This is a genomic window from Streptomyces sp. NPDC127038, assembly GCF_042725875.1.
GTDB lineage: Bacteria > Actinomycetota > Actinomycetes > Streptomycetales > Streptomycetaceae > Streptomyces.
On sequence record NZ_JBHXDQ010000006.1, the window covers coordinates 1 to 25,352 of the forward strand.

The following is a 25,352-nucleotide window of genomic DNA, read 5'->3' on the forward strand; positions in this document are numbered from 1 at the left end:
GCCACCGACGGCCCCTGGTCGTAGACTGGCAAACATATTTACCTCTACTTTTAAAGGTCTTGGGTGGTGAGCGTGATGGGCGTACCGCTTGCCTGGCTCGTACGGCATCAGGATCTGCGTCTGCGGGTGTTGGCGGGCCACGGTGACCTGGACCGGGAAGTGGTCTGGGCGCACAGCATCGAGCTCACCGACCCGGCGCCCTGGCTGAACGGCGGAGAGCTGGTGCTCACCACCGGACTCCGGCTGGCCGAGACCGGCGCCGACTGCGCGGAGTACGTCGGCCGCCTGGTGAAGGCCGGGGTGGCCGCCCTTGGCTTCGGAGTCGGTCTGTCGCACGACCAGGTCCCCCCGGCGCTGGTCGAGGCCGCCGGGGGCGCCGGTCTGCCGCTCCTGGAGGTGCCGCTGCCCACACCGTTCGTGGCCGTCACCAAGGCCGTCATGGAGCGCCTGGCCGAGCAGCAGTACGAGGGTGTCGTCCAGGCCTCACGGGTCCAGCCGCGGATGACCCGGGCCGCCCTGCACGGCGGGGCGCAGGCGGTCGTCCGGGAGCTGGCCACCTCCACGGGCACCTCCGTCGTCCTCCTCGATCACGAGAACAAGGTGCGCGCGTCCCATCCGCCGGGCGCCGGGGTGCCCGAGACCGCCGTGCCCGCAGGAATGCGGGCTTCGGAGCGGGCGGCGGCCGCGGTGAGCACGGGCGGGGACGGTTCCGTGGCCGTGCAGCAGGTCCGCGTGGGACCGCGCGCCCACGGCCGCCTGGTCCTCACCGCCGACCGGACGCTCACACCCGTCGATCATCTTCTCCTCGGCCACGCCGCCTCCCTGGTCGCCCTGGAGGCGGAGAAGCCGCTGCGGCTGCGCGACGAACAGAACCGGGTCAACGCCCTGTTCCTGCGGATGCTGCTGGACGGCGGTGTCGGGGCCCCCGCCGCGCTCGACCATCTCACCGAGGCCGGATTCCCCGTCCGCGAGGGCATCCGCGTCCTGGCCCTGCGTGGCAGCGGCCCGCGCCGGATCCTGGAGGCCGTCGGGAACGAGCTGGCCGAACGCGGGCTCCCGCTGTTCGGCCGCGGGCGGGCGGGCTGCGCCACGGTGCTGCTGCCCGCCGGTCACGTGGTCACGGCGCAGACGGTGACGGACGGCGTCCGTGCCCGGCTGAGGTCACCGGTGTGGGCGGGGCTGAGCGCCGCCCACGATCTGGCCGACGCGCCCGCCGCCCTGACCGAGGCGCTGAACTCCTGCTCGGCCGCCGAGACCCGCGGCGCGTCGGACGTGGTCCCCTTCGAGTCGCTGGCCGGCCGCCGGCTGGCCGCCGTCCCGGAGACGCGGCGGATCCTCGTGACACTGGCCGAGACACAGCTCGCCCCGCTCGCCGCGTACGACGAACAACACGGCACCGACCTGCTGGTCTCGCTGCGCACCTTCCTGGAGCACAACGGTCAGTGGGCCCCGGCCTCGGCGGCGCTCGGCGTGCACCGGCACACCCTGAGCGCCCGCATGGAACGGGTGCGGGGCCTGCTCGGGGTGGACCTCGACTCCGCCCACGTACGCGCCGAACTCCTGCTGGCCCTGTCCGTGTGGCGGGAGCCAGGCGGCACGGGCGGCAACGTGTGACGCCGGGACCGAGGCGGCACAGGCCCAGAGCGGGTTCGTACCGGCTGACCCGGAGGCTGCGCTGACGGGACCGGAGCCGACCGGAGCCGGCACAGGCCCTTAGGCCGCTCGGGCAACCCACCCCGCTCCCCGCCCCCCACACAGGGGCCGTACCGGCGGACCCGGAGGCGGCGCCGTACCGGCCCGGCGCACGGCGGGACCGAGCGCGACCCGCGTCAGGCGACGGCCGCGTCCGCCTCCTTGCCCACGGCCTCCGCGAGGACGGACAGGCCCTCCCTCAGCAGCGCGTCGGAGATGGACAGGGGCGGCAGGAAGCGCAGGACGTTGCCGTAGCTGCCGGCGGTCAGGACCAGCAGGCCGTTCTCGTGGCACCTCCTGGCCACGCGGGCGGCGAGACCGGGGTCCGGCAGCCGGTCACCGGCCGGCTCCACGAGCTCGATGGCGATCATGGCTCCCCGGCCCCGGACGTCCCCGACCGCCGGGTGGCGGCGGGCGAGTTCACCGAGGGAGGCGAGCATGATCGCGCCGATCTCCCGCGCCCGCTCGACCAGGCGACGGGTCTCGATCTCCTCGAAGACGCCGAGCGCCGCCGCGCAGGCCACCGGGTTGCCGCTGAAGGTCCCGCCGAGACCACCCGCCGGCACCGCGTCCATCAGCTCCGCGCGGCCGGTCACCGCGCCCAGCGGCAGTCCGCCGGCGAGCCCCTTGGCGGTCGTGATCAGATCGGGCCGGACGCCCTCGTGCTCACAGGCGAACATCCGCCCGGTGCGCGCGATGCCGGACTGGATCTCGTCGACGATCAGCAGGATGCCCCGGCCGCGGCAGATCTCCGCGACACGGCCGAGGAAACCGGGAGCCGGGACGACGAAACCGCCCTCGCCCTGGATGGGCTCGATCAGGACGGCGGCCACGTTGTCCGCGCCGACCTGCCGGTCCAGCAGGTCGACGAGGGCGGCCGCGGCCTCCTCGGCACAGCGGTCGGGCCCGGTGGGCCAGCGGTACGGATAGGCCATCGGGGCGCGGTGGACCTCGGGCGCGAACGGGCCGAAGCCCTGCTTGTAGGGCGTGTTCTTGGCGGTCAGGCTCATCGTGAGCAGCGTGCGCCCGTGGAAGCCGTGGTCGAAGACGACGACGCCGGGACGACCGGTGGCGGAACGCGCGATCTTGACGGCGTTCTCCACCGCCTCGGCGCCGGAGTTCACCAGGATCGTGCGCTTCTCGCCGGCGATCGGAACCAGCTCGTTGAGCTTCTCGCACACGTCCAGATAGGACTCGTACGGGTTGACCAGGAAACAGGTGTGGGTGAACCGGCGCAGCTGCGCCGCCGCGCGTTCCGTCACGGCCGGGGCGGAGTTGCCGACCGTCGTCACGGCGATGCCGCTGCCGAAGTCGATGAAGGAGTTGCCGTCGACGTCCACGATCACTCCGCCGCCGGCCGCCTCCACGAACACGGGCAGGGCCGCGCCGACACCGGCCGGCACCAGCCCGCGCTGACGGGCCAGCAGTTCACGCGAACGCGGGCCGGGGATCTCGCTCACGACCCGCCGGACCTGGGGGAGACCGGGGCCACCGGCGGGCCGGGAATCACCGGGCATGGAGGTCCTCCGAAACGTACGGGGATGGAGGCGAGGAGCCAAGCACCGGCCGTGACGCGGAGGCCATGGACGGATCGGCCAGGAGTGATCCACAACTACGGGACATCCCGTCCAGTGCGCCGGTCCGTGCGGGGTTCGCACAATGGCGCCCCAGGAGCCCCGGGGAAGCCCACGTGGCGCACCCGACGTACTGACATCCGGACGTACGGTCGGATCGTCGGACGATGAAAGGACAGCCGATGCCACGGAAGGTGATCGCGACCAGGACCGTGCACGTGGGTACGTCGGAACGGCGGCGCCCGTGAGCACGGCACCCGCCGGCCCGCTGGCCGGAGTCCTCGTCGCCGACTTCGGGCGCGTCCTGGCCGCCCCCTACGCCACGATGCTGCTGGCCGACCTCGGCGCCGACGTCATCAAGGTCGAACATCCCGGCACCGGCGACGACACCCGGGCCTGGGGACCGCCCCACGCCCAGGGCGAGGCCACGTACTTCCTGTCCGTCAACCGCAACAAGCGCTCCCTCGCGCTCGACCTGCGGGACGAACGGGATCTGCGCACGGCGACCGAACTGGTCCGCCGGGCCGATGTCCTGTTCGAGAACTTCAGACCCGGGACCATGGACAAGTACGGGCTCGGCCACGACCGGGCCCGCGAGCTCAACCCCGGCCTCGTCTACTGCTCGGTCACCGGCTTCGGCGCCGGCGCGGGGGCGGCCCTGCCCGGCTACGACCTGCTCGTCCAGGCCGTCGGCGGTCTGATGAGCGTGACCGGACCGGCGCCCGGACAGCCCGTGAAGGCGGGAGCGGCCCTGGTGGACGTCCTCACCGGGCTCCACGCGGCGATCGGCGTCCTGGCCGCCCTGCGCCATCGCGAGGCCACCGGCGAAGGACAGCACGTCGAGGTCGACCTCCTGTCCTGTCTGCTGTCGAGCCTGGTCAACCAGTCCGGCGGGTACACCCTCGCGGGGCAGGTGCCGGGCATCCTCGGCAACCGGCATCCGTCGATCGCGCCGTACGAGGTGTTTCCGGCGAAGGACCGGCCGCTCGTCGTCGCCGTCGGCAACGACCGTCAGTTCCGTGCCCTGTGCCAGGGGCTGGACGTCCCCGGCCTGGCCGACGACCCACGCTTCGCGACCAACACCGACCGGGTGGCCCACGTGGACGAACTCGCCCCGCTGCTGCGGGAGCCGCTGTCGGCACGTACCGCGGCCGAGTGGTCCGACCGGCTCACTCCGCTGGGGGTGCCCTGCGGACCGGTCAACGACCTGGCCCAGGCCTTCGACCTGGCCGAACGCCTGGGCCTCGGCCCGCGTGCCACCGTCACCGGACCGGACGGCGCCCCGATGGACCTGGTCGCCAACCCCATCGGCCTGTCCGCCACCCCGCCCCGCTACGAACACCGGCCGCCCCGCCTCGGCGAGCACACCGAGGACATCAGGACCTGGCTCGACTCCTGACACCTGCGTCCCCGCCGCATCCGACCGACCCCCGCCACCCCTTGCTCACCACGCGACGACGAACCTCCCCAGGAGCAGACGATGAACGGCGCCACGCCCATGAAGGACCCCCTCGACCTGATCGACTTCGCCTCCGTCCTGACCGACGAGGAGCGCGAGATCCAGGCCACCGTCGCCCGGTTCCTCGCCGACCGGGTGCGCCCGCACATCGGGGAATGGTTCGAGAACGCGCACTTCGCCCGCGAACTCGCCCCCGAACTCGGCAAGCTCGGCGTGCTCGGCATGCACCTGGAGGGCTACGGCTGCGCCGGCACCAGCGCGGTCTCCTACGGCCTGGCCTGTCTGGAGCTGGAGGCCGCCGACTCCGGGTTCCGCAGCTTCGTCTCCGTGCAGGGCTCCCTGTCCATGTTCTCCATCTGGAAGTGGGGCTCGGAGGAACAGAAGCGGGAGTGGCTGCCCCGGCTCGCCGCCGGTGAGGCGATCGGCTGCTTCGGCCTGACCGAACCCGACTTCGGCAGCAACCCGACCGACATGCGGACCAGGGCCGTCCGCGACGGCGGCGACTGGATCCTCAACGGCTCCAAGATGTGGATCACCAACGGCGGCATCGCCGACGTCGCCACGGTCTGGGCCCAGACCGAGGACGGCGTCCGCGGCTTCCTCGTGCCCCGCGGCACGCCGGGCTTCACCACCCGGAACATCAAGCAGAAGATGTCGCTGCGCGCCTCCGTCACCTCCGAGCTGCACTTCGACGACGTCCGGCTGCCCGAGAGCGCCCGGCTCCCGCTCGCCGAGGGCCTGCGCGGACCCCTGTCCTGCCTCAACGAGGCCCGCTTCGGCATCCTCTTCGGCGCGGTGGGCGCCGCCCGCGACTGCATCCAGACCGCCCTCGGCTACGCCGACGCGCGCGTCCAGTTCGGCAAGCCCATCAGCGGCTTCCAGCTCACCCAGAAGAAGCTCGCCGACATGAGCGTCTCCCTCGGCGGCGCCGCCCTGCTCGCCCTGCACCTGGGCCGGCTGAAGGACGCCGGACGCCTCCGCCCCGAGCAGATCAGCGTCGGCAAGCTCAACAACGTCCGCGAGGCCATCGCCATCGCCCGCGAATGCCGTACGGTCCTCGGCGCCAACGGCATCTCCCTGGAGTACTCGCCGCTGCGCCACGCCAACAACCTGGAATCCGTCCTCACCTACGAGGGCACCAGCGAGATCCACACCCTGGTCATCGGCCAGGCCCTCACCGGCCAGGCCGCCTACCGCTGACCGCCGAAGAAGACCTGAACCTCCCGGATCAGCCCGTCCCGGACCGTGATCGCCTCGACGTTGCGGTACCTGGCGCCCGTCGTGAGCTCGTACTCGTAATGGACGAAGACCAGTTCCCCGTCCGCGGGGACGACGTGCAGCAGCCGTTGCGCCGTGAACCGGTCGGCCGTCGGGAAGCAGCGCTCGAAGAACGCCGCCTTGCCGATGTGATCGTCCTGCGGACTGGTGAACGAGAAGTCGTCGGCGTAGAGGGCGAGGGCCGCGTCGCGGTCCTGCGCCCTGTAGTACGCGAACGCGGCTTCGGCGACGTCTGTCGGACTGCCGGGCATACGAGGCTCCCTGAACGGACGGCTGATCCCGTTCACGCCACCGTACAAGCGCGTCGCTTCACGTGTTCCTTCACTGCTGCGGCGACCGTGACGCTGCTCGCGCCGACACGCGGCTCGACCGGCGTTCGCCTTCACGAGACCCCGGCTTCCTGGTACTGCCCGAGATAGCGGAACGCGCCGTCGACGACCCGGAACTCGAACATCGCGTCGTGGTTGTAGCCGTACCCCGGCTCGTACTTGACCGTACGGGTGATGCCGGAATACGTGGTCTCGGCCATCCGGCGGGCGATGGCGCCGCGCTCCGTCAGAGCGGTGCCGCCCTCGGTGCAGGCCTTGGCCAGGAACATCGCGGCGTCGTGGGCCTCCGCCGCGTACCAGCCCGGGGCGGCGCCGAAGCGGGCGCGGTAGTCCGTCGTGAACGCTCGGGCGGAGGGGCGGACGGTGGGGTCGGTGAAGGAGGTGACGAAGACCCAGCCCGTCGCGGCGGTGCCGGCCGACGCGATGAACCGCGGGTCCAGGGCCCGTTCGGTCGCCATCCGGGTGCCGGTGAACCGGGCGGCCGTCAGCGCCCGTGCGAGCCCGGCGGCCCGGGCCGCGTCGCCGGTGAAGACGACCGCGTCAGCCCGGGCGGACGTGACCTCGGCGGCGAGCGACGCGTAGTCGACCTTGCCCGCGGCCATCTGGGTGACCCTCGCGTCCCGGCCGAGGTGCCGCAGCGCCTGCTCGGTCTGGTCGCAGATGCTCCAGGCGAAGTCGCCCTGGGCCCGGTCGTCCACGAGGAACACCCGACGGGCGTCGACGTGGTTGCTGAGGTAGCGGACGCAGGGGGCGGCGAGCAGTCCGTAGGTGACGTGCAGCGCCGCATGGCAGTGGAAGAGGCTCTTGTCGAACGGCGACGTCAGCGTGTCGGTGCCGACCGAGACGGACACGACGGGCATCGTCGCCTTGGTGTACGTCTTGGCGGTGGCGTCGTAGCAGGCGTCGGTCGTGGGGCCCAGTACGGCGAGGACCCTGGCGTCCCGCGTCAGCCGGGTGGCCAGCTCGTCGGCCCGCCCTGTGTCACCGCCGTCGTCGTGCGTCTCCAGCTTCAGTGAGAAAGGACGGTCACTCCGCGCGTTGAGCTGTTCGACGGCCAGCAGCGCCCCGTGCAGCTGGGCCTTGCCGGTCTCCCGATGGGCGCCGGTCAGATCGCCGTGGAACGCCACGACGAGCTGTGGGCTCGGAGGCCGGGTCCCGGACGGGGCGGGCGTCGCCGTCTTCGGCCGGGTGCTCCACCACCAGGCCCCGCCGCCCGCCGCGAGGAGTCCCGCCGTCGAGCCGAGGCGCAGGAGGCCGCGGCGGCCGACGGCGCGCGGGCCGGGGCGGGTGATCCCGACGGCGGTCATCGTCATGGCCTCCGGCGAGGGCGTGGCCGCCGCGGGCGAAGGCGCGGACGCGGACACCCGGGTCGGCTCGATCGAGCCGATGGTCAGCACGGCGGCGGACCTGTCGTTGATCAGCCGGGTGACGGGCGTCGGCAGCCAGCCGGACGCTTCGGCGGAGTCGCCCGCCGTGTCCTCCCCGAGCGTCTCACGGAGGCGCGCGGGGGTCGGGCGACCGGCCGGCTCCTTGCTCAGGCAGGCCGTGAGCAGGGGCGCCAGTTCGTCCGGGAGGGCCGCCGGATCGGGTTCCTCGTTGATCGTGCGCAGCAGCATTCCCGCCGCCGTGCCGCCGCCGAAGGGCCGCACCCCGGTCGCGGCGAACGACAGCGCACACCCCAGCGAGAAGACGTCGCTCGGCGGCCCGACCTCGCCGCCCCGAGCCCGGGCCTGCTCGGGCGAGAGGAAGCCGGGCGAGCCGACGATCACGCCGCTGGACGTGAGCGCGGTGGCTTCCGGCGCGCGGGCGATGCCGAAGTCGATGAGCCGTGGCCCGTCCGGCGCCAGCAGGATGTTCCCCGGCTTCACGTCGCGGTGCACGAGACCGGCCCCGTGCACCGCCTGGAGCGCCTCGGCGAGCCGCGCGCCCAGCACCCGTACGGACGTGAGCGGGAGCGGCCCGAAGGCTTCCACCGCCTCGCCGAGCGAGGGCCCCGGCACGTACGAGGTCGCCAGCCACGGAGTCTCCGCGTCGGCGTCCGCGTCCAGCAGGGGGACCACCCAGCGACTGCTGACCTGCCGGGCCGCCTCGACCTCACGACGGAAACGGACCCGGAATCCGCTCTCGTCCGCGTACGCCGACCGGACCGTCTTCAGCGCGGCGATCGCCCCGCCCGGCGCGCGCGCCAGGAAGACCACGCCCATGCCGCCGGCGCCCAGCCGCCGCAGCAGGCGATAGCGGCCGATCCGGGACGGGTCGCCGAGTCGCAGGGGTTCCATCAGACGGTGAGCGGCGCGGGGCCGTGATACACGAAGGCGCCCTGTTCCACCCGCCAGAGGAAGCCACCGGTGCCGTCGATGACCATCGTCCCGATCTTGGTGAAGGCGAACGTCTTGGTGATGCCCTCGTACTTCCCGTCCCGGACGGCCGTGAGCAGGTTCTGCCGGGTACGGTCCTTCGACGGCAGCCCGGACAGGGCCTTGAGCAGCATCCGGGCCACGTCGTAGGCCTCCGCCGCGTACCGGGGCGGAGACTCCTTGAAGTGCTTGCGGTAGGCGGTGGCGAAGCTCCGTGCCTCGGGTTTGCGGGTCGCGTCGATGACGGGGGCCACCATCACCCAGCCCTCGGCGTTCTCCCGGGCCTGTGCCAGGAACCGGTCGTCCAGCAACGCCGGGCCGGACACCCGCGCGCCGGGGAACGCTCGTTCCCGCAGCGTCCTGGCGATGAGCGCGCCCCGGTCGGGCAGACCGGCGAAGAACACGGAGTCGGCGCCGGCGGAGAGCACCGCGTCCACCGAGCCACCGAAGTCGTGGAGCATCGCGCTGACGACCTTCGGCACCGTCGGGTAGTTGATGCCGGCGAGCGCGTTGCTGAGTGAACTGCCGAGATCCGTACCGTAGTTGCCGGCCGGTCGGTCGACGACGATGCCGATCTTGCGTGAATGCGCCGCACCGCGAAGGTAGTTGCTGACGTAGATGGGCAGCACCGCGTCCGGGAGGCGTGCCTGGAGGAACGAACGGAACCCCTGGTACGACAGTGCGGTACCCGGCGACACGCCGACGACCGGCAGCAGCCCGGCGTCGTACGCCCCGAGCGCGGCCTGCCCGGTCGCGTCGGTGGTCGGGCCGACCACGGCGAGGACCGCCGGATCGCCGGTGAGCGCCGCGGCGAGCCGGGCCGAGGCCGCCGGATCACCCCCGTCGTCGACGGCCTTGACGTTCACGGTGAATGGGGCGTCTGCGCGTGCGTTGAACTGCGCGACCGCGAGACGGAGTCCGCGCTCCTGGGCCCGGCCCGTGTCCCGTTGGGGGCCGCTGAGGTCGCCGTGCAGCGCGAAGGTGTGCACCGGCCGACGGGGGGACGTGGCGGCGGCACGGTGCTCGCCTCCCGGGCCGCCGTCGCGGTCGATCGCCCACCAGGCCCCGCCGCCCGCTGTCAGCGCCACGGCCCCGCCGGCGAGCAGCAGGAAACGACGCCGGCCGGGCGGACCGGCGTCCCGCGGCCCGGCCGGCCCGGAGGTCTCCCGTGTGTCGGCTTCCGCCGGGTCGAGAGCGGCCGGCGTGTCGGACGGTGTGTCGGACGGCGCCAGTGTGTGCTCGATGTCCGGCAGGGCGAGCGCGGCGGCCGAGCGCTCGGCGATCAGCCGGGCGACCGGCTCGGGAAGCCACTCGCCCGATTCCGCGCCCGATTCCGCGTCCGATTCCTCGCCCGATTCCTCGTCCAGGGGCGCGTCCCCCGATGCGCTCTCGTCGAGGGGCGCGTCCCCGGATGCCTCTTCCCGCCGCGGTGCGGTCCCGGAGGCTCCTCCGTCCCGTGCGGCGCCGTCGGCCGCCAGCTCCCGCACCAGCTCAAGGGCCGTCGGCCGGCGGGCGGGATCCTTCTCCAGACAGCGGTCCAGCACATCGCGCAGCCACGCCGGTACCCCTTCGAGGTCCGCCGGGTCGTGGACGGCCCGGTACAGCAGGGCGTCGACCGCTCCGCTGCCGAACGGCGCCCGTCCGGTCGCCGCGAACGCCAGGACACAGCCCAGCGAGAACACGTCGCCGGCCGCGCCGATGCGCCCGCCCCGTCCCTCGGCCTGCTCGGGAGACAGATAGCCGGGTGTGCCGACCACCACCCCGGTCGCCGTGAGCGTCCGGTCCTCCGGCGCGCGGGCGATGCCGAAATCGATGAGCCGCGGCCCGTCATGGGCGATCAGCACATTGCCCGGCTTGAGATCCCGGTGGACCAGTCCGGCCCGGTGCACCTCTGCGAGCGCCTCGGCCAGCCGGGTGCCGAGCAGCCGCACACCGTGCCCGGGCAAGGGCCCGTACGCACTCACGGCCTCGGCCAGCGACGGTCCGGGCACGAACGCCGTCGCCAGCCAGGGAGCCTCGGCGTCCGGATCGGCGTCCACCAGCGGCACCGCCCAGGGGCTGTCGACCCGCCGGGCGACCTCGACCTCGCGGCGGAACCGCTCCTTGAAGCCCGGCTCCTCGGCGTACTCGGCGAGCAGCACCTTCAGCGCGACCAGCGCGCCGCCCGGCGTGCGCGCCAGGTACACGACGCCCATGCCTCCGGCGCCGAGCCGCCCGAGCAGGCGATGGTCCGCGATACGCGCGGGATCCGACGAACGCAGCGGCTCCATCAGCGGTCTCCTCCGAGCTCGGACTCCAGGCGGCTGAGCATCGACGCGGAGGCGTGGGACGCGTACTGCTCCAACTCGGCGGCGGAGTAGCCCTTGGCGCCCTTCACCGACACCGCGAGCGTCACCGTGCCGAGGCGGGTGACGTACCAGCGGTAGATCTGTTGGGTGTTCCCGCTGAGATACGAACCGATCTCCACGACCTGGTCGTCGGCATAGGTGTTGTTGCCCTGGCCGTATGGAGTGGCGGTCGAGATGAGCCCGGAGATCCGTTCGTCTGTACGGACCTGCTGCTGCCGGCAGCGCAACGGCTCCTCCAGGGTGGAGGCCAGCCGCTGGTCGGCATCACGCACGGTGGCGTGCACGGTGACCGCCGCGCTCACCTTGAGTTCGCCCTTGCCGCCCGCGGCCGGAATCTCGCTGTAGCGGGAAAGGGAGGCCAGAACGCTCCGGGGCAGCGGCCGCCTTTCCCACCGGCACTGCTCGTCGAGCACGGCGACGGTACGCGGCGCGCTCGCGCCGGGCAGCTGCGCCCGGAAGCCGGCTCCCCAGTCCTGCGGTTTCAGCGTGACGGCCGCCGCCAGTGTCTCGGCGCGGCCTCTCGTCCTGGGTACCTTGGCGGGACTCGCCCTGAACAGCGCGGGAGTCGACCCGCCACCGCCCGAAGCGGAGGCGGTGGCCGATGGCGTACCGGCCGTGGACGGGGTGGCGGATCGCGAGGGTGCCGACCTGCTCGGCCCGGCAGCCTTGCCGCCGTTCCCGGAACCGCAGCCACTGAGCACCACGGCCCCCATGGCGAACGACATGGCGACCCGCCATGGCCAAGTTCCCTTGCGCGCAATGGTGTTGCTGTTGCCCATCCCCGCCCCCCCGTCCCCCTCGCGAGCCCCCGCTCGCGAGCGATGATCTTACTGAGGGACGTGCGGAGAGGGCGGGCGGTTGCCCGAACGGGGGACGTGTGCCGAGTCACTCCGTGCCGCGACACACGTAGGGCGCGGTCACCGGACGGCGTCGGGCAGGTGCGGTCCGTGCCGCTTCCTGGTGGCTGACCTGCCGATGGCCGGACGCCCTTCGGGCGGGTCGATCATGGGAGGGCGGTCCGGAGCCGCGGATTCGCAACCGCCTGTCCACGGTGCCAGACTTGTTACGAATGGTGGTGGCTGCCATGGGTTTCTACGCCGACCAGATCGTTCCGCGCATCGTCAACGTCGCGTGCGGCATGGGGGAGGCGAAAGAGCTGCGACGCCGGGTCTGCGAAGGACTGGAGGGCGAAGTCCTGGAGATCGGCTTCGGCTCCGGGCACAACGTTCCCTTTTATCCGCCCGCCGTCACACGGGTGGCCGCCGTCGATCCCTCGGACGTGGGCTGGAAGCTGGCCGCCAAGCGTCTCGGCGCGGCCCACACCCCCGTGGAGCGCAGCGGGCTCGACGGCCAGTCGCTGCCCTTCGCCGACCACAGTTTCGACGCCGCCCTGTCGACCTGGACGCTCTGCACCATCCCCGACGCGGGCGCCGCCCTGCACGAGGTCCGACGCGTCCTCAAGCCCGGAGGGACCCTGCACTTCGTCGAGCACGGCCTCGCCCCGGACGAGCAGGTACGCCGCTGGCAGCACCGCCTCGACCCCATGGAGCAGCGGATCTTCGACGGCTGCCATCTGACCAGGCCCATCGTCGACCTGCTCACCACCGCCGGCTTCACCATCGCCGAGCTCGACGTCTTCTACGAGAAGGGTGCCCCGAAGGCCATGGGTGCCGACTCCCTGGGGATCGCCGTATCCCCCTGACGACGCCGCGACTCGTCCCGCCGGACCGGCCCGCGTGGAGCCCGCCCACGGCGCCGGGCGCGCTCCCCGCGCACTGACCGGCCGGGCCCGCGGTCACGGGCAGGGGACACGGGCCCAGCGTCCTTGACCTGCCGTATCGCCCCCGTCAGAGTCGGCATGCGGCACCGCGTCGGCGCCGCCCGATCCCGCCGACCGGCCCGCCCGTCACCGGCGGAAGACGGTCCCGACCTCCAGGAGCGACTGATCCGATGGTCCTCGACCTCCTCGTGATCGGTACGGCCATCACCCTGGGGCCCCTGCACAACAGCGCCTTCATCCTGCTGCTCTCCTCGCGCCGCGGCGCTCGCCAGGGCCTGGCGTTCCTCCTGTCGTGGCTCGCCAACCTCATCGTGGTCATCGCCTGTGTCGTGCTGCTCACCGGAGGCCAGCCCCCGGCCCACCACACCGCGCCCTCGACCGCCGCCGTCGCCGTGAAGCTCGCCATCGGTCTCGGGCTCGCCTTCTACGGCGCCTACCGGCACCGCCGGCCGCCGCGCCCGCACGGACCGCCGCGCTGGAAGGCCCGGATCGACGACGCGTCCCCCGTGACCGCGGCCGGCCTGGCCTGGGTGCTCCAGCCCTGGGCCCTGGTCGGAGCCGGCGCCGCCACCGCCGTCGACGCCAACCTCTCCACCGTCGCCGACTGGCTCGCGCTGACCGGCTACTGCCTGCTGGCCACGCTCAGCCTCATCGTCATGGAGATGTACACGGTCTGGGCGCCGGCCGCCGCGAACGCCCGGCTGAACGCCCTGCGCGACTGGATGGACCGGCACCAGGAGCAGCTGATCGTCACGCTCTCGCTGGTCGCGGGACTGTGGCTGACGGCACGCAGCATCTACGACCTCGTGGCCTGACCCCGTACGGCGCGCGGGCGATCCTCCGCGCGCGGCGCCCGCCCCCCGGACGCAGGCATTCCTCGGGACCGGCGAAGCGGAAGGCCGCCGCCGGCCGCCCGAACGGCAAAGGCCTGGCCAAGGCATGGAAACCGGGTCCCCCGCCGCGCCCCGACCAGGAGCGCGGAGCACGCTTCTGTCCGTACGATCAGGACCGGACCAGGGGAGAGTCCGGGGAGGCTGTCGGATGTCGTTCGACGGGGGGAATGCCGGCTTACGGGACGAGGAGTTCGCGTCGTGGGTCCGGTCGCGCCGGGCGGCGGCGCTGCTCACCCAGGAGGAACTCGCCACACGGGCGGCCGTGTCGGTCGCACGATCCGCAACCTCGAAGCGGGCCGCGCCGGACGGCCGCACACCCGGCGCCTGGTCGTCACCGCCCTGGCCGACCTGCCTCCCCGGACGCCACCGGACCTGGCCCCGAAAACGGTACCCGCCCAACTCCTGCCCGACATCGCCGCGTTCACCGGACGCGATGACGAACTGCGAGATCTGGACGCCCACTTGGCCGCCGCCACCGACGTACTCGCCGCCTTCCTGCGCGCCCTCGGGGTGCCCGGCGACGACATTCCCCAGGCGCCGGACGAACGGGCCGCCCGCTACCGCACCCTGCTCGCCGGGCGCCGCATGCTGGTGGTGCTGGACGACATCGCGTCGGCGGACCAGATACGGCCGCTCCTGCCCGGCACCGCGCGCTGCCCGGTCCTCGCCACCGGCCGGGGCCGCCTCACCGACCTCGTCGTCCGGCACGGAGCACCGGAACCGTCGACCAAGACCGTCCTCCGGCATGCTGGACGGCCCGGGAAACGCGGGCAAAAGGTCCCGCGAGCTTGTGACCATATCGCATTAAAAGGGGCGGGCGCGCCGCATAGCCTCGTTCGTATGCCCATGACGATGCCCGACACCCTCGCCGCCTCCGCGGACCTGGCCGTGAAGAAGGCCCGGCTGGTCCGCTCACCCGCCCGCTACCTGGTCTCCGCCATGCTCGCGGGCATCTTCATCGGGGTCGGCGAGGTCCTGCTGCTCACCGTCGCGGGGCCGCTCGAAGCGGGGCATTCGGGTGCCGTCAAGCTGGTCGAGGGCATGGTGTTCCCTGTCGCCCTGACGATGGTGATGTTCGCCGGCGCCGACCTGTTCACCAGCCAGTGCATGACCATGACGTTCGGTGTGCTCAGCCGCCGGACCTCCTGGACGGACATGGCGAGGGTCTGGGTGATGTGCCTGCTCGGCAACCTCGCGGGGGCCGTTCTCTTCGCGCTGATCGTCGGCGCGGCCGGGACCGTCAGGACCGGACCCTCCTCCGCCCTGCTGGGCAGCCTGCTGGCCGCGAAGGAAGCGGAGACGGGCGGACAGCTGTTCGCCCGGGCCGTGCTCTGCAACATGCTCGTCTGCCTCGCCGTGTGGATGTACACCCGGGTGTCCGGCGACGGGGCCAAGGCCCTCATGGTGTGGCTCCCGGTGTTCGCCTTCGTCTCCAGCGGCTTCGAGCACAGCATCGCCAACATGGCGCTGTTCTCGCTCGGCATCGTCAACGGTCAGGCGGACGTCGGCGACCTCGCCCACAACCTCGCCTTCACCGTACCGGGCAACATCGTGGGCGGAGCGGTCCTGGTGGCCGGGGCGTACTGGTTCTCGAACCGCGGCACTTCCGACGCCGTCGGCATCCCCGACGAGCCGTCCCTCCCCGCCGCGGACACCGCGCCGCGGACCTTGACGACGGTCTGAGCCCGGCATTCGATCCCGCGGGCCCGGTGACCCGCGGGATCAGACGTCGGCCGGACGGCCCGCCTTCGCGGATCAGCCCCGCAGGAACGTGACCCGCTCGCCCGTCTCCAGCATCTGTCGGGCCAGCGCCCCCGCCGTGAACGCCGCCGGATCCGCGCCGAGTCGAGCCGCCATCGCGTCGGCCAGCCGCCGCACCGGCACCGTGCCGCGCGGCCCGAACGGCAGTGGATCCAGCTCACCCGTCGGGCACGGAATCGGCGAGTCCCCGCAGCCGCTTGCCGAACGCGGTGCCGCCGGGCCCCGGGGCGGTCAGGTCGGCGTCTGCGCCTCGGCCCGGCCGTTCGTCCGTCACCGTCCACAGAGTCCCGGACGGTACGGCCCTGAAGGTGTCGGCGTGCCGAGCCTCCAGCAGCTTCAGCCCGACGTCGAGCGGCGCGGACTCCAGATCCTCGGCGAAGGCCAGCGCCTCCAGGAGGTTCTCCAGGTCGTCCGGCGCAAGGCCGGTCTCACCGAGCACCGCCCCGTGATGGGCGGCCAGCGCCTCCGTCGGGGTGTTGCCGACCCACACACCGGTGTCGTCGTCCCCGGGCTCGCCCGCCGCGGGCGCGAACGTGATCCGCCCCCAGCACACCATCCGGTCCGGGGCCGTCCCGCTGTCCGTGGGCCCTGAGTCCGTCACGGCGACGCTGCCCGCCGGCGTCCAGCCGAGGGCGGCGCGCAGGGCGTCGGGCCAGCCGGTGCCGGCATCCCGGGGCGCGCCGAGCGCGAGGGCCAGGGCGTCCTGGTCCGGGTCTTCGTACCAGCCGAGCACGTCGTACGTCACGCCGTCCGGGGGCACGCCCGGGAACGCCGGGTCGTGCAGCCCGAACACGCCGTAGCAGTGCGGATAGAAGGACGCGAAGGTCGGTTCCCCGTAGCCCACTGCCGTCAACGCCCGTAAATATCGCGCCACTTCGGCGGGATCGGCCGAACCGGTCCGTCCGGCCGGCTGCCAGGCACTGAGCGGCACCCGGCGCCCCAGCAGCCGGTAGGGCAGCCCCTCGGGCCCGTCCATCTGGTCCGCGATGTAGGGGTACGGCACTCCGCCCGCGTTGTCCTCGGCGAGGAAGTCGCTCTCGACGACCCACTGTTGGGCCACGGCCCCGCCCGCGCTGCGGGTGACCAGCCACCGGTTGGGCACCACCGGCACCTCGCCCACCGCGCCCCCCGGCGGCAGCCGGGTCAGTGCGTCGGGCAGCGACCAGTGCAGATGCACGCCCGCCTTCAGCCGGAACCCCTGATCCTGGAACGGCGCCGACAGCAGCGTCTCGCTGACGTACGGCATGTCCGCCTGGTGGTCGTGCCCGGCGACCGGATCCCGGTACGGCAGCCGCGTGAAGTCCGTGCAAGGCTCCGTGACCTGGCGTTCCGCAGCCAGGCACAGCGCGTCCAGATGTACGGGTACGACCACCAGTCTGCCCATGCGAACTCCCCAGTCCCGGCGCCCCGCAGCATGCGCACACGGTCCCGCCCGGCAACGAGGCAGCAGACAGGCAAAAGAACGGCATTCCGCGCGGGGAACGCGACCGGCGCCGGGCCTGACCCCGGCCCGGTCGACGCCGACGGCGGCCGGCAGAGGGGAGAGGCCGGTCGACCGTCCGGCGGGAAATGCAGGACGCCCCCGCCCATGACCGGGCGGGGGCGTCCTGGGCCGTCCGCCTACCGGTACCAGTACTTGACGCCCCGGTGGTGGGAGCACGTACCCCGGAAGCTGGCGCTGTAGGAGTAGGTGCCGTCCTTGCACTTCGCCGTCGCGCCGCGCGGATGGGGCGAGTTCGCCTTGCACACGCCCGTGGTGTGGTGCGCGCAGGACGCGGCCGCGGCATCGGTGGCAGCGGCCACGGGCACCAGCAGCGCGCCCGCCATGACGGCCGCGGCGACAGCGCCCCGGAATCTCGTCAGCATGAAGTCCCCCTCAGTGATCTGAAGATGCGATCGTGCCACCGTCGGCTGATCCTCACGGCACGATGGCGTCTCTTGATCGCCGCACCGTTACAGTCGTGGCCGACCTGTCATCGGACGTTCGACCAGGGCGAACGCTTGTGCGGACGAGGAGTGTCGTGCGCTGAAGGGGCCTTCGCGTGGCCGGCCCTGGTTGGGGCGGAGCCCCTCGGCAGTCTGCCGCGCAGCAGGTTGTTCAGCTCGGTGATCGCCGTCCCTGCCTGTGCTGCTCACGACTTCATGTCGTCGCTTTTCCGGTCGCCCTCAGCGAGGTGGTCGCCCTAGCGAACGGGGGCGTGGGCTGCGCAAGGTCGGAAGCGGGCGAGGTAGGCCGGGCTTGAGCCCCGGCGTTCGGTCAGGTGGAGGCCCGCGGCGTCGGCGAGCCGGTGCAGCCGGCCGAAGGGGATCCAGTGCCGGTCGAAGAACTCGCCGATGACCAGGCGCCCGCCCGGTGCCAGCACCCGTGCCGCCTCGCGCAGGACCCGATCCGGCTCGGGGATCTCGCCGAGCGCGGTCACGGCGTACATGGCGTCGAACGTCCCGTCGGCGTAGGGAAGTTCACGCGCGTCCGCGCGGGTGGGCCTGATCGTCGCCAGGCCGTCGCGCTCCGCGCGGCCCATCACGTGGTCGAGCATCTCCTGCTGGATGTCGAGCACATCGAGCCGTCCCTCCGGCCCGAGCTGCGGGGCGACGTGCAGCGACTGCAGTCCGGTCCCCGGGCCGATCTCCAGGATCCGCTCCCCGGGCCGTGGTCGCAGCACGGCGTCCATCCGTTCGGCGGTCAGGAACGGCAACGGCACGTCGAGCAGGCCACGTTGGGCGTACGGATAGGGTGCTGTGTCGCCCAGCCACCAGGCGGCGGCCAACGCGGCGCCGACGCCGGCGGCGACCGCCCAGCGGGTCCTGGCCGGGCCCGGAGCGACGGGGGCGGTGGTGATGCGATGCATGGTGTTCTCCGGTGGATCGATTCGGTCCGTGGCACGGGACACGGGACACGGGACACGGGCTATGGGGCACGGGGCATAGGGCATGTGGCTGGGCGGTCGGCGTCACGCGTGCCGGCTCAGCGCCCGCAGCGCCAGCCGGCCGCACAGCGCGGCGAGCGGCAGCTCGGCGCCGAGCGCCATGACGACCGCGGTGGCGAGGTCGCCGCTCGGGGCCGCGGTCGTGGTGTCGAACCAGGCGTCCACGACGAGGAGCGTCGCGGTCGCGGCGGCCGCCAGGGCATGCCGCCGGTCGCCGCGGGCGGCGAGGAGGCCGGTGGCGATCAGGCCGAGCGCCTCCAGCGCGTCGAGCCCGACCCAGGCGACCGGCCAGTGCGCCGCGGTCGCGGTGGCCGGCAGGCCGGTGGCCAGCACGTACAGCCACGGCACCAGGGCGAGCCCGCAGGCGACCAGCAGCCACCCGGCCCGCCGCATGCCCCGCGCAGGGCGCGGCTCCTCCGCCGCTTCGTGGCGCGGGATGACCTCGGCGCGGCCGAAGCCCTCGGCAGTGGCCAATTCGTCATCGCACGACACCAGTTGACGCATCGTCTTCCCCCGCTCCCCGTCGGCTCTCCCTTTCACGTGCTCCACCCTCCGCCGCACACCAGGGCGCCGTCAGTCACGCAGGGTTCCGACCCGGGGTGGAGAAAAGTGCACCCCCGAACCGGGTGGCAGCGTCATGGCACGGGGATGGCCTGCGGCTTTACCGTTTGACGCATGCAAATCACCACGTGGCTGCGGCTGGTGCCGGGCCGGCCGTTTCGCAGGGCGGGCCACCGGACCACGCTCATCGCCGCCGGCCTCCCGCTCCACCTCGCCGTGGTGCCCCTGTGGCTCTGGCTGCTCGGCACGATGGCGGCGTCGGTGTCGGCCGCGACTCCGCTGCCCGTGCGGCTCGCGCTCCTGGCGCTGCCCGTGCTGTCCACGCTCGTGGTGACACCCTTGCTGACCGTCGGGCAGCGGCGGCGCTACCGGGCACTCGTCGGCAAGGACCTCCCGCGCCCCGCCGTACCCGGGCCGGGACGCAGCTGGAGGTCGGCCGTACGCCGCCTGACCACGCGGACGTTGTGGCGGCAGGTCTGCTACCACGCCGTGGCGGGCCCCCTGTTCGCCGTCCTGGACCTCGCCGTCCTCGCCCTCTGGGCCGTCGCTCTCGTGGCCGCCTCCCTCTACATATGGATCTGGGCGCTGCCCCCGCAGTGGCGGATCACCGAGGTCGGATACACCATGCAGGCCCTGTACATCACCGCAGGCGGTCTCGCCCTGCTGTTCCTCGGGCCCCGGCTGATCGGCGCACTGGTGCGGCTGGAGACCCGGGCGGCCGAGGTCCTGCTCGGCCCCAGTCGTACGGAGAAGCTCGCCCGCCGGGTCGCCGACCTCGCCGAGAGCCGGGCCGGCGTGCTCGACGCCGCCGACGCCGAGCGGCGGCGGATCGAGCGCGACCTGCACGACGGCGTGCAGCAGCGCCTCGTCTCGCTCGCCGTCAACCTGGGCCTGGCCAGGGCCACCCTCGGCGATCTGCCTGCGGACGCCCGCAAGGTGATCGACGAGGCGCACCGCGAGGCGAAGGAGGCGATCGCCGAGCTGAACAACCTGGTGCGCGGCCTGCATCCGGCCGTCCTCGAGGACCGCGGCCTCGACGCCGCGCTGTCCGGGGTCGCCGCCCGCCTCCCGATCCCGGTACACGTGACGGTGGACCTGCCGCGCCGCCCCTCACCCACGGTCGAGGCCGTCGCGTACTTCGTGGTCTCCGAAGCCCTGACGAACGTCGTCAAGCACGCCCGGGCGACCCGGGCGGACGTGACTGTGCAGCGGATCGGGGAGACACTGCTGGTGGTCGTCGCGGACGACGGCGCGGGTGGCGCGGATCTGGTGGCGGCCGGCGATGGTACCGGGCTCGCCGGGCTCGCCAAGCGCGTCGCGTCCGTCGACGGCGCGTTCTCCTGCCGCAGCCCCGCCGGGGGCCCGACCGTCGTCACCGTGGAGCTGCCGTGCGCGCCGTGATCGCCGAGGATTCCGTGTTGCTGCGCATCGGCGTGGTCAAGGTGCTGGAGGCGGCCGGCTTCGAGATGTGCGCGCAGGTCGCCGACGCGGAAGGGCTGCTGGCGGCCGTCGAGGAGCACCGTCCCGACATCGCCGTGGTCGACGTGCGCATGCCGCCCGGCTTCACCGACGAGGGAGTGCGCGCCGCGCTGGTGATCCGCCGCCAGTACCCGCGTACCGCCGTGCTCCTGCTGTCGCAGTACGTGGAGGAGCGGTACGCCGCCGATCTGCTCGCCGCCAACACCTCCGGCGTCGGCTATCTGCTGAAGCAACGGGTCGCCGACGTCGAGGAGTTCGCCGAGGCGGTACGCCGGGTGGCGGCCGGCGGTACCGCGCTCGACCCGCAGGTCGTCGCGCAGCTGCTGGTGCGCCGGCACAGCGATCCGCTCGACCGGCTGACACCGCGCGAGCGGGAGGTGCTGGAGCTGATGGCGGGCGGCCGGTCCAACTCCGGCGTCGCCGCCGAGCTGGTCGTGAGCGAGAGCGCGGTCGCCAAGCACATCAACAGCATCTTCACCAAGCTCGACCTGCCCCAGGCCGACGCCGACCACCGCCGCGTCCTGGCGGTGCTGCGCTTCCTGGGAGTCGCGACCGCATAGCGCGCGATCACGCCCGCACGCCCCGCCGAGTTCTGCCGGACCCGGATCCTCCCGCCGGACCCGGATCCTCACTGCCGGGAGTCGTTCCGGGGCCGGCAGGAACTCAGCCGTGGGCTCAAGCCGTCGTACGATCACCCGCCCGCCGGGCCCGCTCCTGCCGGTAGGCCTGCGCCCGGGCGACGTAGGCGCGGTGCTCCTCCTCGTGGTCCGGGGGCAGGTCCGGGGTGTCGGTGGTGGCGAAGAATTCGACCAGGGCTTCGTTCGAGCTCACGGCCAGCTCGCCGGAGCGGGCGAACATGCCCGACTCGTAGGCGGCGACCGCCTCGTCGAGGCCGACCGCCGAACCGGCGCCTCCCGCCGCGTGCACGGCGTGGGCCAGCTCCGCGCCGTCCAGCATCGCGAGGTTGGCGCCGTGCCCGCCGAAGGGCGCCATCAGATGGGCCGCGTCGCCGATCAACGTGACTCCGGGGACGTGCTCCCAGGTGAGCGGTGCGGGCAGGGCCGAGAAGGACCGCGGCACGTAGTCGCCGTCGTTGCGGACGATGAGCGCGCGCATGGCCGCCGACCAGTGGCCGAACTCCCGGGCCAGGTGCGAGCGGATGCTTTCCCGGTCGGTGAGGTCCACTCCGGCCCCGACGTGCCAGTCGGGCGCCGCACGGAACGCGATGTAGCCGCGGACCACACCGTCGCCGTTGCGCTGCAAGATCACCGCTCGGCCGTCGTTGTCGTTGGAGAACATATGACCGGCGCCCACGATCTCGGCGACCTCAGGGTGGCGCGAGTCGACCTCGTCGAACCGGGCGTCGAGGAAGCAGACCCCCAGATGCCGCGGGGCGGCCTCGCTGACCAGGGGGCGGACTTTCGACCACGCCCCGTCGGCGCCGATCACCAGATCGGCTTCCGCGGTTGTGCCGTCCGCGAACTCCAAGCGGTGGCCGCCGTGGCCGAGCGGGGTCACGCCGACGAGCCGGTGGCCCCAGCGGACCGTCCCGGGCCGCAGGTGATCGAAGAGCAGACGGCGCAGCCTGCCGCGGTCGATCTCCGGCGCGGCCTCGTCGCCGGGGTCCGGGGTGAACTGCGCCAGGACCGTGCCCTGGTGGTCGCGGCGGGTCTTCGCCTGCCCCTCGGGCCGGGCCCGCGCCATGAAGGCGTCGAGCAGCCCGGCGTCGGCGAGGGCGATCTGTCCGGAGTCGGCGTGCAGGTCGAGCGTACCGCCGGGGTCACGGGAATCCACGGAGTCGTCGGCGTCGTACACCGTGACCTCGATCCCGTGGCCCTGCAGGACGCGGGCGCAGGTCAGTCCGGCGGGACCGCCGCCGACTACGCAGATCCGGGGTGTGCTGTTCGTCATCGGGACCTTCCCCTCTAGGGCGGCGCGGGACGCGAACGGGTCGCGGCAGCGCCACACAATGTGTAACCGCTAAAAAAGCGTAACAGCTAAACTTTCTGATCGGATCCACAAACGAGGTAAGGTGGCCTCGTGACCGAGACAGGGCGCCGAGAGCGCAAGAAGGCAGCCACCCGTCAGGCCCTGGCGGACGCGGCGCTGCGGCTCTTCTCCGAGCGGGGCTACGACGACGTCGGGGTCCGCGAGATCGCCGACGCCGCCGACGTCTCGGTGACGACGCTCTTCAAGCACTTCCCCGACGGCAAGGAGGCGCTGGTCTTCGACCAGGACGTGGACCGCGAGGCGGCCCTGGTCGCGGCGGTCCGCGAGCGCCCCGCCGGCCAGTCCGTCCCGGCGGCCCTGCACCGGATGCTGCTCGGCGAGCACTCCCGGCGGGTTCACACCGACCCCCGTTTCGACGACTTCCTGCGCCTGATCGACACCACCCCCGCCCTGCGGGAGTACGCCCGCCGGATGTGGCTGCGGCACGAGCACGCCCTGGCCTCGGCGATCGCCGACGACGCCGGACTCCCCGCCGACGACCCGGGCTGCCGGGCGCTGGCCCACTTCGCCCTGGAGGCCCCGGTCCTCGTCCGCGGATCCGCCGACCCCGACACCGCCCTGGACAGGGTCTTCGACCTGCTCGCCAACGGCTGGCGGGGCGCCCGGGGCCGAGTGACGTGATGTGATGTGGCCAGGCGTGGCGTCAGAATCCGAGCGCGGCGCGTCGATGCACAGGAGCGCGCCCGCCCAAGGACCCGGTGCTGTCCTTGGAGAGCCTCTGAGGGCCGGGCGGGGCCGAGTTACCGGGCCAGAACCTGCCAGGGTTGAACGGCCTGTTCACGGGCCCGGGACGAAGCACGGATCAGCGCGTCAGGTCGTGCAGTCCCGGTCCTTCGGGTGCGACGCGGAGTCGGGTGAAGTACTCGGTGCTCAGAATCCGGGCACGGCTCTCAGCGTCGAGCCGTGAGAGAAGTCCGGGCAGAGGTCGTTCGCTCTCGGCCTGGCTGCGGTGCGAGCGAATGGCATTCCACTTTTGCTCGAGCCACGTTGTCACATCCACGACGGCGGTCACATACGAGTCCGGAACGCTCAGCAGTGTCTTCCCGACGCCTTGCAGAAGTGGCCCGAGACCGCCGATCCCGGACCGGGGATGCGTCGCCGCGTAGAGGGCACCGGCCTGCCACGCCTCTCCGGTCCCGGGGTAGAGCTGCGGGACACCGGCTGCCTCGACCGCGAGGAGGGCCACCTGGTGGGTGCGCCGATGGTCCGGATGACCGGTGAGTTGACCGAGGACGTCATGGGTCACCACGACGTCGGGACGGAACTGCCGGATGTGCGAGACCACTTGGGCGACGGCCTCGTCGAGGTCGATGTCGCACCAGCGGGGCTGCTCGGGTGCCGATTTCTCGTTGCGGGCGTCGCGGTACCCCAGCATCCGCGGAGCCTCGGCGCCGAGTACCGCCAAAGCGGCACTGAGCTCGGTGGCACGCGTACTGTCTCGTGCCCAGGTTGCGGTGACGACCGCCGTGCGAGCGCCGCCCGCAGCGTGTTGGGCGAGTACTCCGCCGGCCAGGAGGCTTTCGTCGTCGGGGTGGGCGAACACTCCGAGCAGGGACGGGAGCATCGCTTCGGAGGGCGGGGGAGAGGGGGCGGCCGCAGGATGGATGCCTGTCATGCGGGGGATCCTTCGTCGAGCGGGCGAACGTCGGGAAGACGCCAGGACAGATGGCCGCACGCCGATGTGACGCGCTGTCCGCCGCCCGGCTCGAAGAGGAGGGTGTACCGGTTGGGGCTGTCGGCCGCTCGCCACAGCACGGCCAGGTCCTGGATTTCCCTCCAGATGTCGCGCGGACCGTCAGCGGTCACGTTCCAGCGACCGGGGCCCGCCGGCTCGACCCGCATCCACGACTCGCAGCCGGGCGCACCGACGGAGAGGTGCTCGGCGCCGAAGTCGCGCACCAGCCCGCCGAGGAGGTGGTCCGCAGCCAGCCACAGGCCTCGGTCGGCGTCCGCCGGGGGAGCCGGCGTGCTGCGCCGGGTCCGTGTGCCGGCCTCGGTGGCGATGCGCTGCTGGAACTCCTTGCTCAGCCAGATCCGTTCCAGGCCGTGCCCGGCCCGGTGGGCGAACTCCACGGCCCGAAGCTCTGCTTTGATCTTTCCGTCGCAGGTGCGCTCGACGAGGGCGAGGCCCGGCCATGACGGCGACGCCCGGCTGACGTGCGCTAGCAGTCGTCCTCCGGGGGCAAGCTGCTCGACGAGCGCGGCCGGCACACGATCCACCGTGTACGACACGAAGACGCGGTCGAACGGCGCCCGCGCGGGACATCCCTCGTCCCCTGACCCGCACACGACGTCCGGCCGGAAGCCGAGGTCGGCCAGCCGGACCGCGGCCGCCTCGGTGAGGTGCCGATCCCGGTCGAGAGTGACCACACCCCGGTCGCCGCAGACATGGCAGGCCACCGCGGCGGTCACCCCCGCACCTGTCCCGACGTCCAGCACCCGCTGACCGGGCCGCAGATCCAATTCCTGCAGCAGCGAAGCGGTAAGGCCCATCACCGTCGACATCGACGTGATCGACGCCCCCGACCGAGTCCCGGGTGTCCTGCCCAGTAATGGCTCCCCGTCGTGCTGGATGGGCACGCTGGCCCGGCCGTACAGCAGCCCCAGCAGCTCGGGACGGTCCTGCGGCGCCGACCAGTCCAGCAGGTCCCACCGCGGCGGCTCCTCACCCGGCGCGCTGCGCCGCACGTACGCCTGCGGCATGAGCGCCTCGCGGGGCAGCGCGAGCAGGGCCTCGTACACCGGTCCGGGCCGCAGCCCGTCCTTCCTTACCAACTCGGCGACCATCGCCGCCCGCGCAGCAACAGGATCCACCTGGACATGCGAACGCATGTTGCCGTCATGCCCCGGTCCTGTCGACCCTGGCCTCCTGCCGGACGCCGCAGGGTTCGTGTCCATGCCCGT

Annotated in this window: 21 protein-coding genes; 9 read left to right on the forward strand and 12 right to left on the reverse strand. The window is 72.8% G+C overall.

The genetic code is table 11. The features are described 5' to 3' along the window. Positions 1-75: 75 nt before the first annotated feature. Positions 76-1,614 (forward strand): PucR family transcriptional regulator, encoded by a 1,539-nt coding sequence (locus ACFWI4_RS06255; protein WP_387191553.1) that lies wholly within the window; start codon positions 76-78, stop codon positions 1,612-1,614. 215 nt (positions 1,615-1,829) lie between these two features. On the opposite strand, the gene gabT is transcribed toward ACFWI4_RS06255, so the two are convergent. Further along, positions 1,830-3,209, reverse strand: coding sequence for a 4-aminobutyrate--2-oxoglutarate transaminase (gene gabT / locus ACFWI4_RS06260; RefSeq protein ID WP_387191555.1), 1,380 nt, complete (start codon positions 3,207-3,209; stop codon positions 1,830-1,832). 301 nt (positions 3,210-3,510) lie between these two features. Between gabT and ACFWI4_RS06265 the strand changes: the two genes are divergently transcribed. Further along, entirely contained in the window at positions 3,511-4,665 is a 1,155-nt protein-coding gene (locus ACFWI4_RS06265; RefSeq protein ID WP_387191557.1) for a CaiB/BaiF CoA transferase family protein, read from the forward strand. Positions 4,666-4,746: 81 nt separating this feature from the next. Continuing rightward, on the forward strand, positions 4,747-5,925 hold the full coding sequence (locus ACFWI4_RS06270) for an acyl-CoA dehydrogenase family protein (RefSeq protein ID WP_387191559.1): 1,179 nt from the start codon (positions 4,747-4,749) through the stop codon (positions 5,923-5,925). Here ACFWI4_RS06270 and ACFWI4_RS06275 read toward each other — a convergent pair. The 4 genes from ACFWI4_RS06275 to ACFWI4_RS06290 all read right to left on the reverse strand — a co-directional run bounded on the left by ACFWI4_RS06275 (position 5,916) and on the right by ACFWI4_RS06290 (position 11,816). Next, a complete protein-coding gene (locus ACFWI4_RS06275) occupies positions 5,916-6,254 on the reverse strand; it encodes a nuclear transport factor 2 family protein (RefSeq protein WP_385391867.1) in 339 nt (112 codons plus the stop codon). The two genes, ACFWI4_RS06270 and ACFWI4_RS06275, sit on opposite strands and share 10 nt — an antisense overlap. 131 nt (positions 6,255-6,385) lie before the next feature. Beyond that, positions 6,386-8,611, reverse strand: a complete 2,226-nt coding sequence (locus ACFWI4_RS06280; RefSeq protein ID WP_387191561.1) for a bifunctional serine/threonine-protein kinase/ABC transporter substrate-binding protein — start codon at positions 8,609-8,611, stop codon at positions 6,386-6,388. Beyond that, complete coding sequence (locus ACFWI4_RS06285) at positions 8,611-10,959, reverse strand: ABC transporter substrate-binding protein (RefSeq protein WP_387191563.1); 2,349 nt, start codon at positions 10,957-10,959, stop codon at positions 8,611-8,613. Before ACFWI4_RS06285 ends, ACFWI4_RS06280 begins: the two co-directional genes overlap by 1 nt. Then, positions 10,959-11,816, reverse strand: coding sequence for a hypothetical protein (locus ACFWI4_RS06290; RefSeq protein ID WP_387191565.1), 858 nt, complete (start codon positions 11,814-11,816; stop codon positions 10,959-10,961). The genes ACFWI4_RS06285 and ACFWI4_RS06290 overlap by 1 nt, the downstream gene beginning before the upstream one ends. A 305-nt stretch (positions 11,817-12,121) precedes the next feature. Between ACFWI4_RS06290 and ACFWI4_RS06295 the strand changes: the two genes are divergently transcribed. The 3 genes from ACFWI4_RS06295 (at position 12,122) to ACFWI4_RS06305 (ending at position 15,393) form a co-directional block, all read left to right on the forward strand. Next, positions 12,122-12,739: a class I SAM-dependent methyltransferase gene (locus tag ACFWI4_RS06295; protein ID WP_387191567.1), complete on the forward strand. Its 618-nt coding sequence runs from the start codon at positions 12,122-12,124 to the stop codon at positions 12,737-12,739. A 248-nt stretch (positions 12,740-12,987) separates the two neighbouring features. Next, on the forward strand, positions 12,988-13,632 hold the full coding sequence (locus tag ACFWI4_RS06300; protein ID WP_387191569.1) for a GAP family protein: 645 nt from the start codon (positions 12,988-12,990) through the stop codon (positions 13,630-13,632). 276 nt (positions 13,633-13,908) lie between these two features. Then, the gene (locus ACFWI4_RS06305; protein WP_387191571.1) at positions 13,909-15,393 is read left to right on the forward strand and encodes a formate/nitrite transporter family protein; all 1,485 of its coding nucleotides are present in this window, start codon (positions 13,909-13,911) and stop codon (positions 15,391-15,393) included. A gap of 235 nt (positions 15,394-15,628) precedes the next feature. Here the strand turns inward: ACFWI4_RS06305 and ACFWI4_RS06310 are convergent, their stop codons facing one another. The 4 genes from ACFWI4_RS06310 to ACFWI4_RS06325 form a co-directional block, all read right to left on the reverse strand. Continuing rightward, positions 15,629-16,855 (reverse strand): hypothetical protein, encoded by a 1,227-nt coding sequence (locus tag ACFWI4_RS06310; protein WP_387191573.1) that lies wholly within the window; start codon positions 16,853-16,855, stop codon positions 15,629-15,631. A gap of 236 nt (positions 16,856-17,091) precedes the next feature. Next, positions 17,092-17,337, reverse strand: a complete 246-nt coding sequence (locus ACFWI4_RS06315) for a DUF3761 domain-containing protein (protein WP_385391903.1) — start codon at positions 17,335-17,337, stop codon at positions 17,092-17,094. Between the two features lie 317 nt (positions 17,338-17,654). After that, positions 17,655-18,320, reverse strand: a complete 666-nt coding sequence (locus ACFWI4_RS06320; RefSeq protein WP_387191576.1) for a class I SAM-dependent methyltransferase — start codon at positions 18,318-18,320, stop codon at positions 17,655-17,657. A gap of 102 nt (positions 18,321-18,422) precedes the next feature. Next, complete coding sequence (locus tag ACFWI4_RS06325) at positions 18,423-18,938, reverse strand: hypothetical protein (RefSeq protein WP_387191578.1); 516 nt, start codon at positions 18,936-18,938, stop codon at positions 18,423-18,425. Between the two features lie 135 nt (positions 18,939-19,073). Between ACFWI4_RS06325 and ACFWI4_RS06330 the strand changes: the two genes are divergently transcribed. After that, entirely contained in the window at positions 19,074-20,360 is a 1,287-nt protein-coding gene (locus ACFWI4_RS06330; RefSeq protein ID WP_387191580.1) for a histidine kinase, read from the forward strand. Then, a complete protein-coding gene (locus ACFWI4_RS06335; RefSeq protein ID WP_385391913.1) occupies positions 20,348-20,998 on the forward strand; it encodes a response regulator in 651 nt (216 codons plus the stop codon). Before ACFWI4_RS06330 ends, ACFWI4_RS06335 begins: the two co-directional genes overlap by 13 nt. A gap of 115 nt (positions 20,999-21,113) precedes the next feature. Here ACFWI4_RS06335 and ACFWI4_RS06340 read toward each other — a convergent pair whose 3' ends face one another. Beyond that, on the reverse strand, positions 21,114-22,349 hold the full coding sequence (locus ACFWI4_RS06340) for an FAD-dependent oxidoreductase (RefSeq protein WP_387191583.1): 1,236 nt from the start codon (positions 22,347-22,349) through the stop codon (positions 21,114-21,116). Positions 22,350-22,478: 129 nt separating this feature from the next. Between ACFWI4_RS06340 and ACFWI4_RS06345 the strand changes: the two genes are divergently transcribed. Next, positions 22,479-23,069 carry a TetR/AcrR family transcriptional regulator gene (locus ACFWI4_RS06345; RefSeq protein ID WP_387191585.1) on the forward strand — a complete coding sequence of 197 codons (591 nt, stop codon included), beginning with the start codon at positions 22,479-22,481 and terminating at the stop codon, positions 23,067-23,069. A 181-nt stretch (positions 23,070-23,250) separates the two neighbouring features. On the opposite strand, the gene ACFWI4_RS06350 is transcribed toward ACFWI4_RS06345, so the two are convergent. Together ACFWI4_RS06350 and ACFWI4_RS06355 are read right to left on the reverse strand one after the other, a co-directional pair. Continuing rightward, positions 23,251-24,063, reverse strand: a complete 813-nt coding sequence (locus ACFWI4_RS06350; RefSeq protein WP_387191587.1) for a PIG-L deacetylase family protein — start codon at positions 24,061-24,063, stop codon at positions 23,251-23,253. After that, the gene (locus ACFWI4_RS06355; protein ID WP_387191589.1) at positions 24,060-25,262 is read right to left on the reverse strand and encodes a protein-L-isoaspartate O-methyltransferase; all 1,203 of its coding nucleotides are present in this window, start codon (positions 25,260-25,262) and stop codon (positions 24,060-24,062) included. Before ACFWI4_RS06355 ends, ACFWI4_RS06350 begins: the two co-directional genes overlap by 4 nt. Between the last annotated feature and the right edge of the window lie 90 nt (positions 25,263-25,352).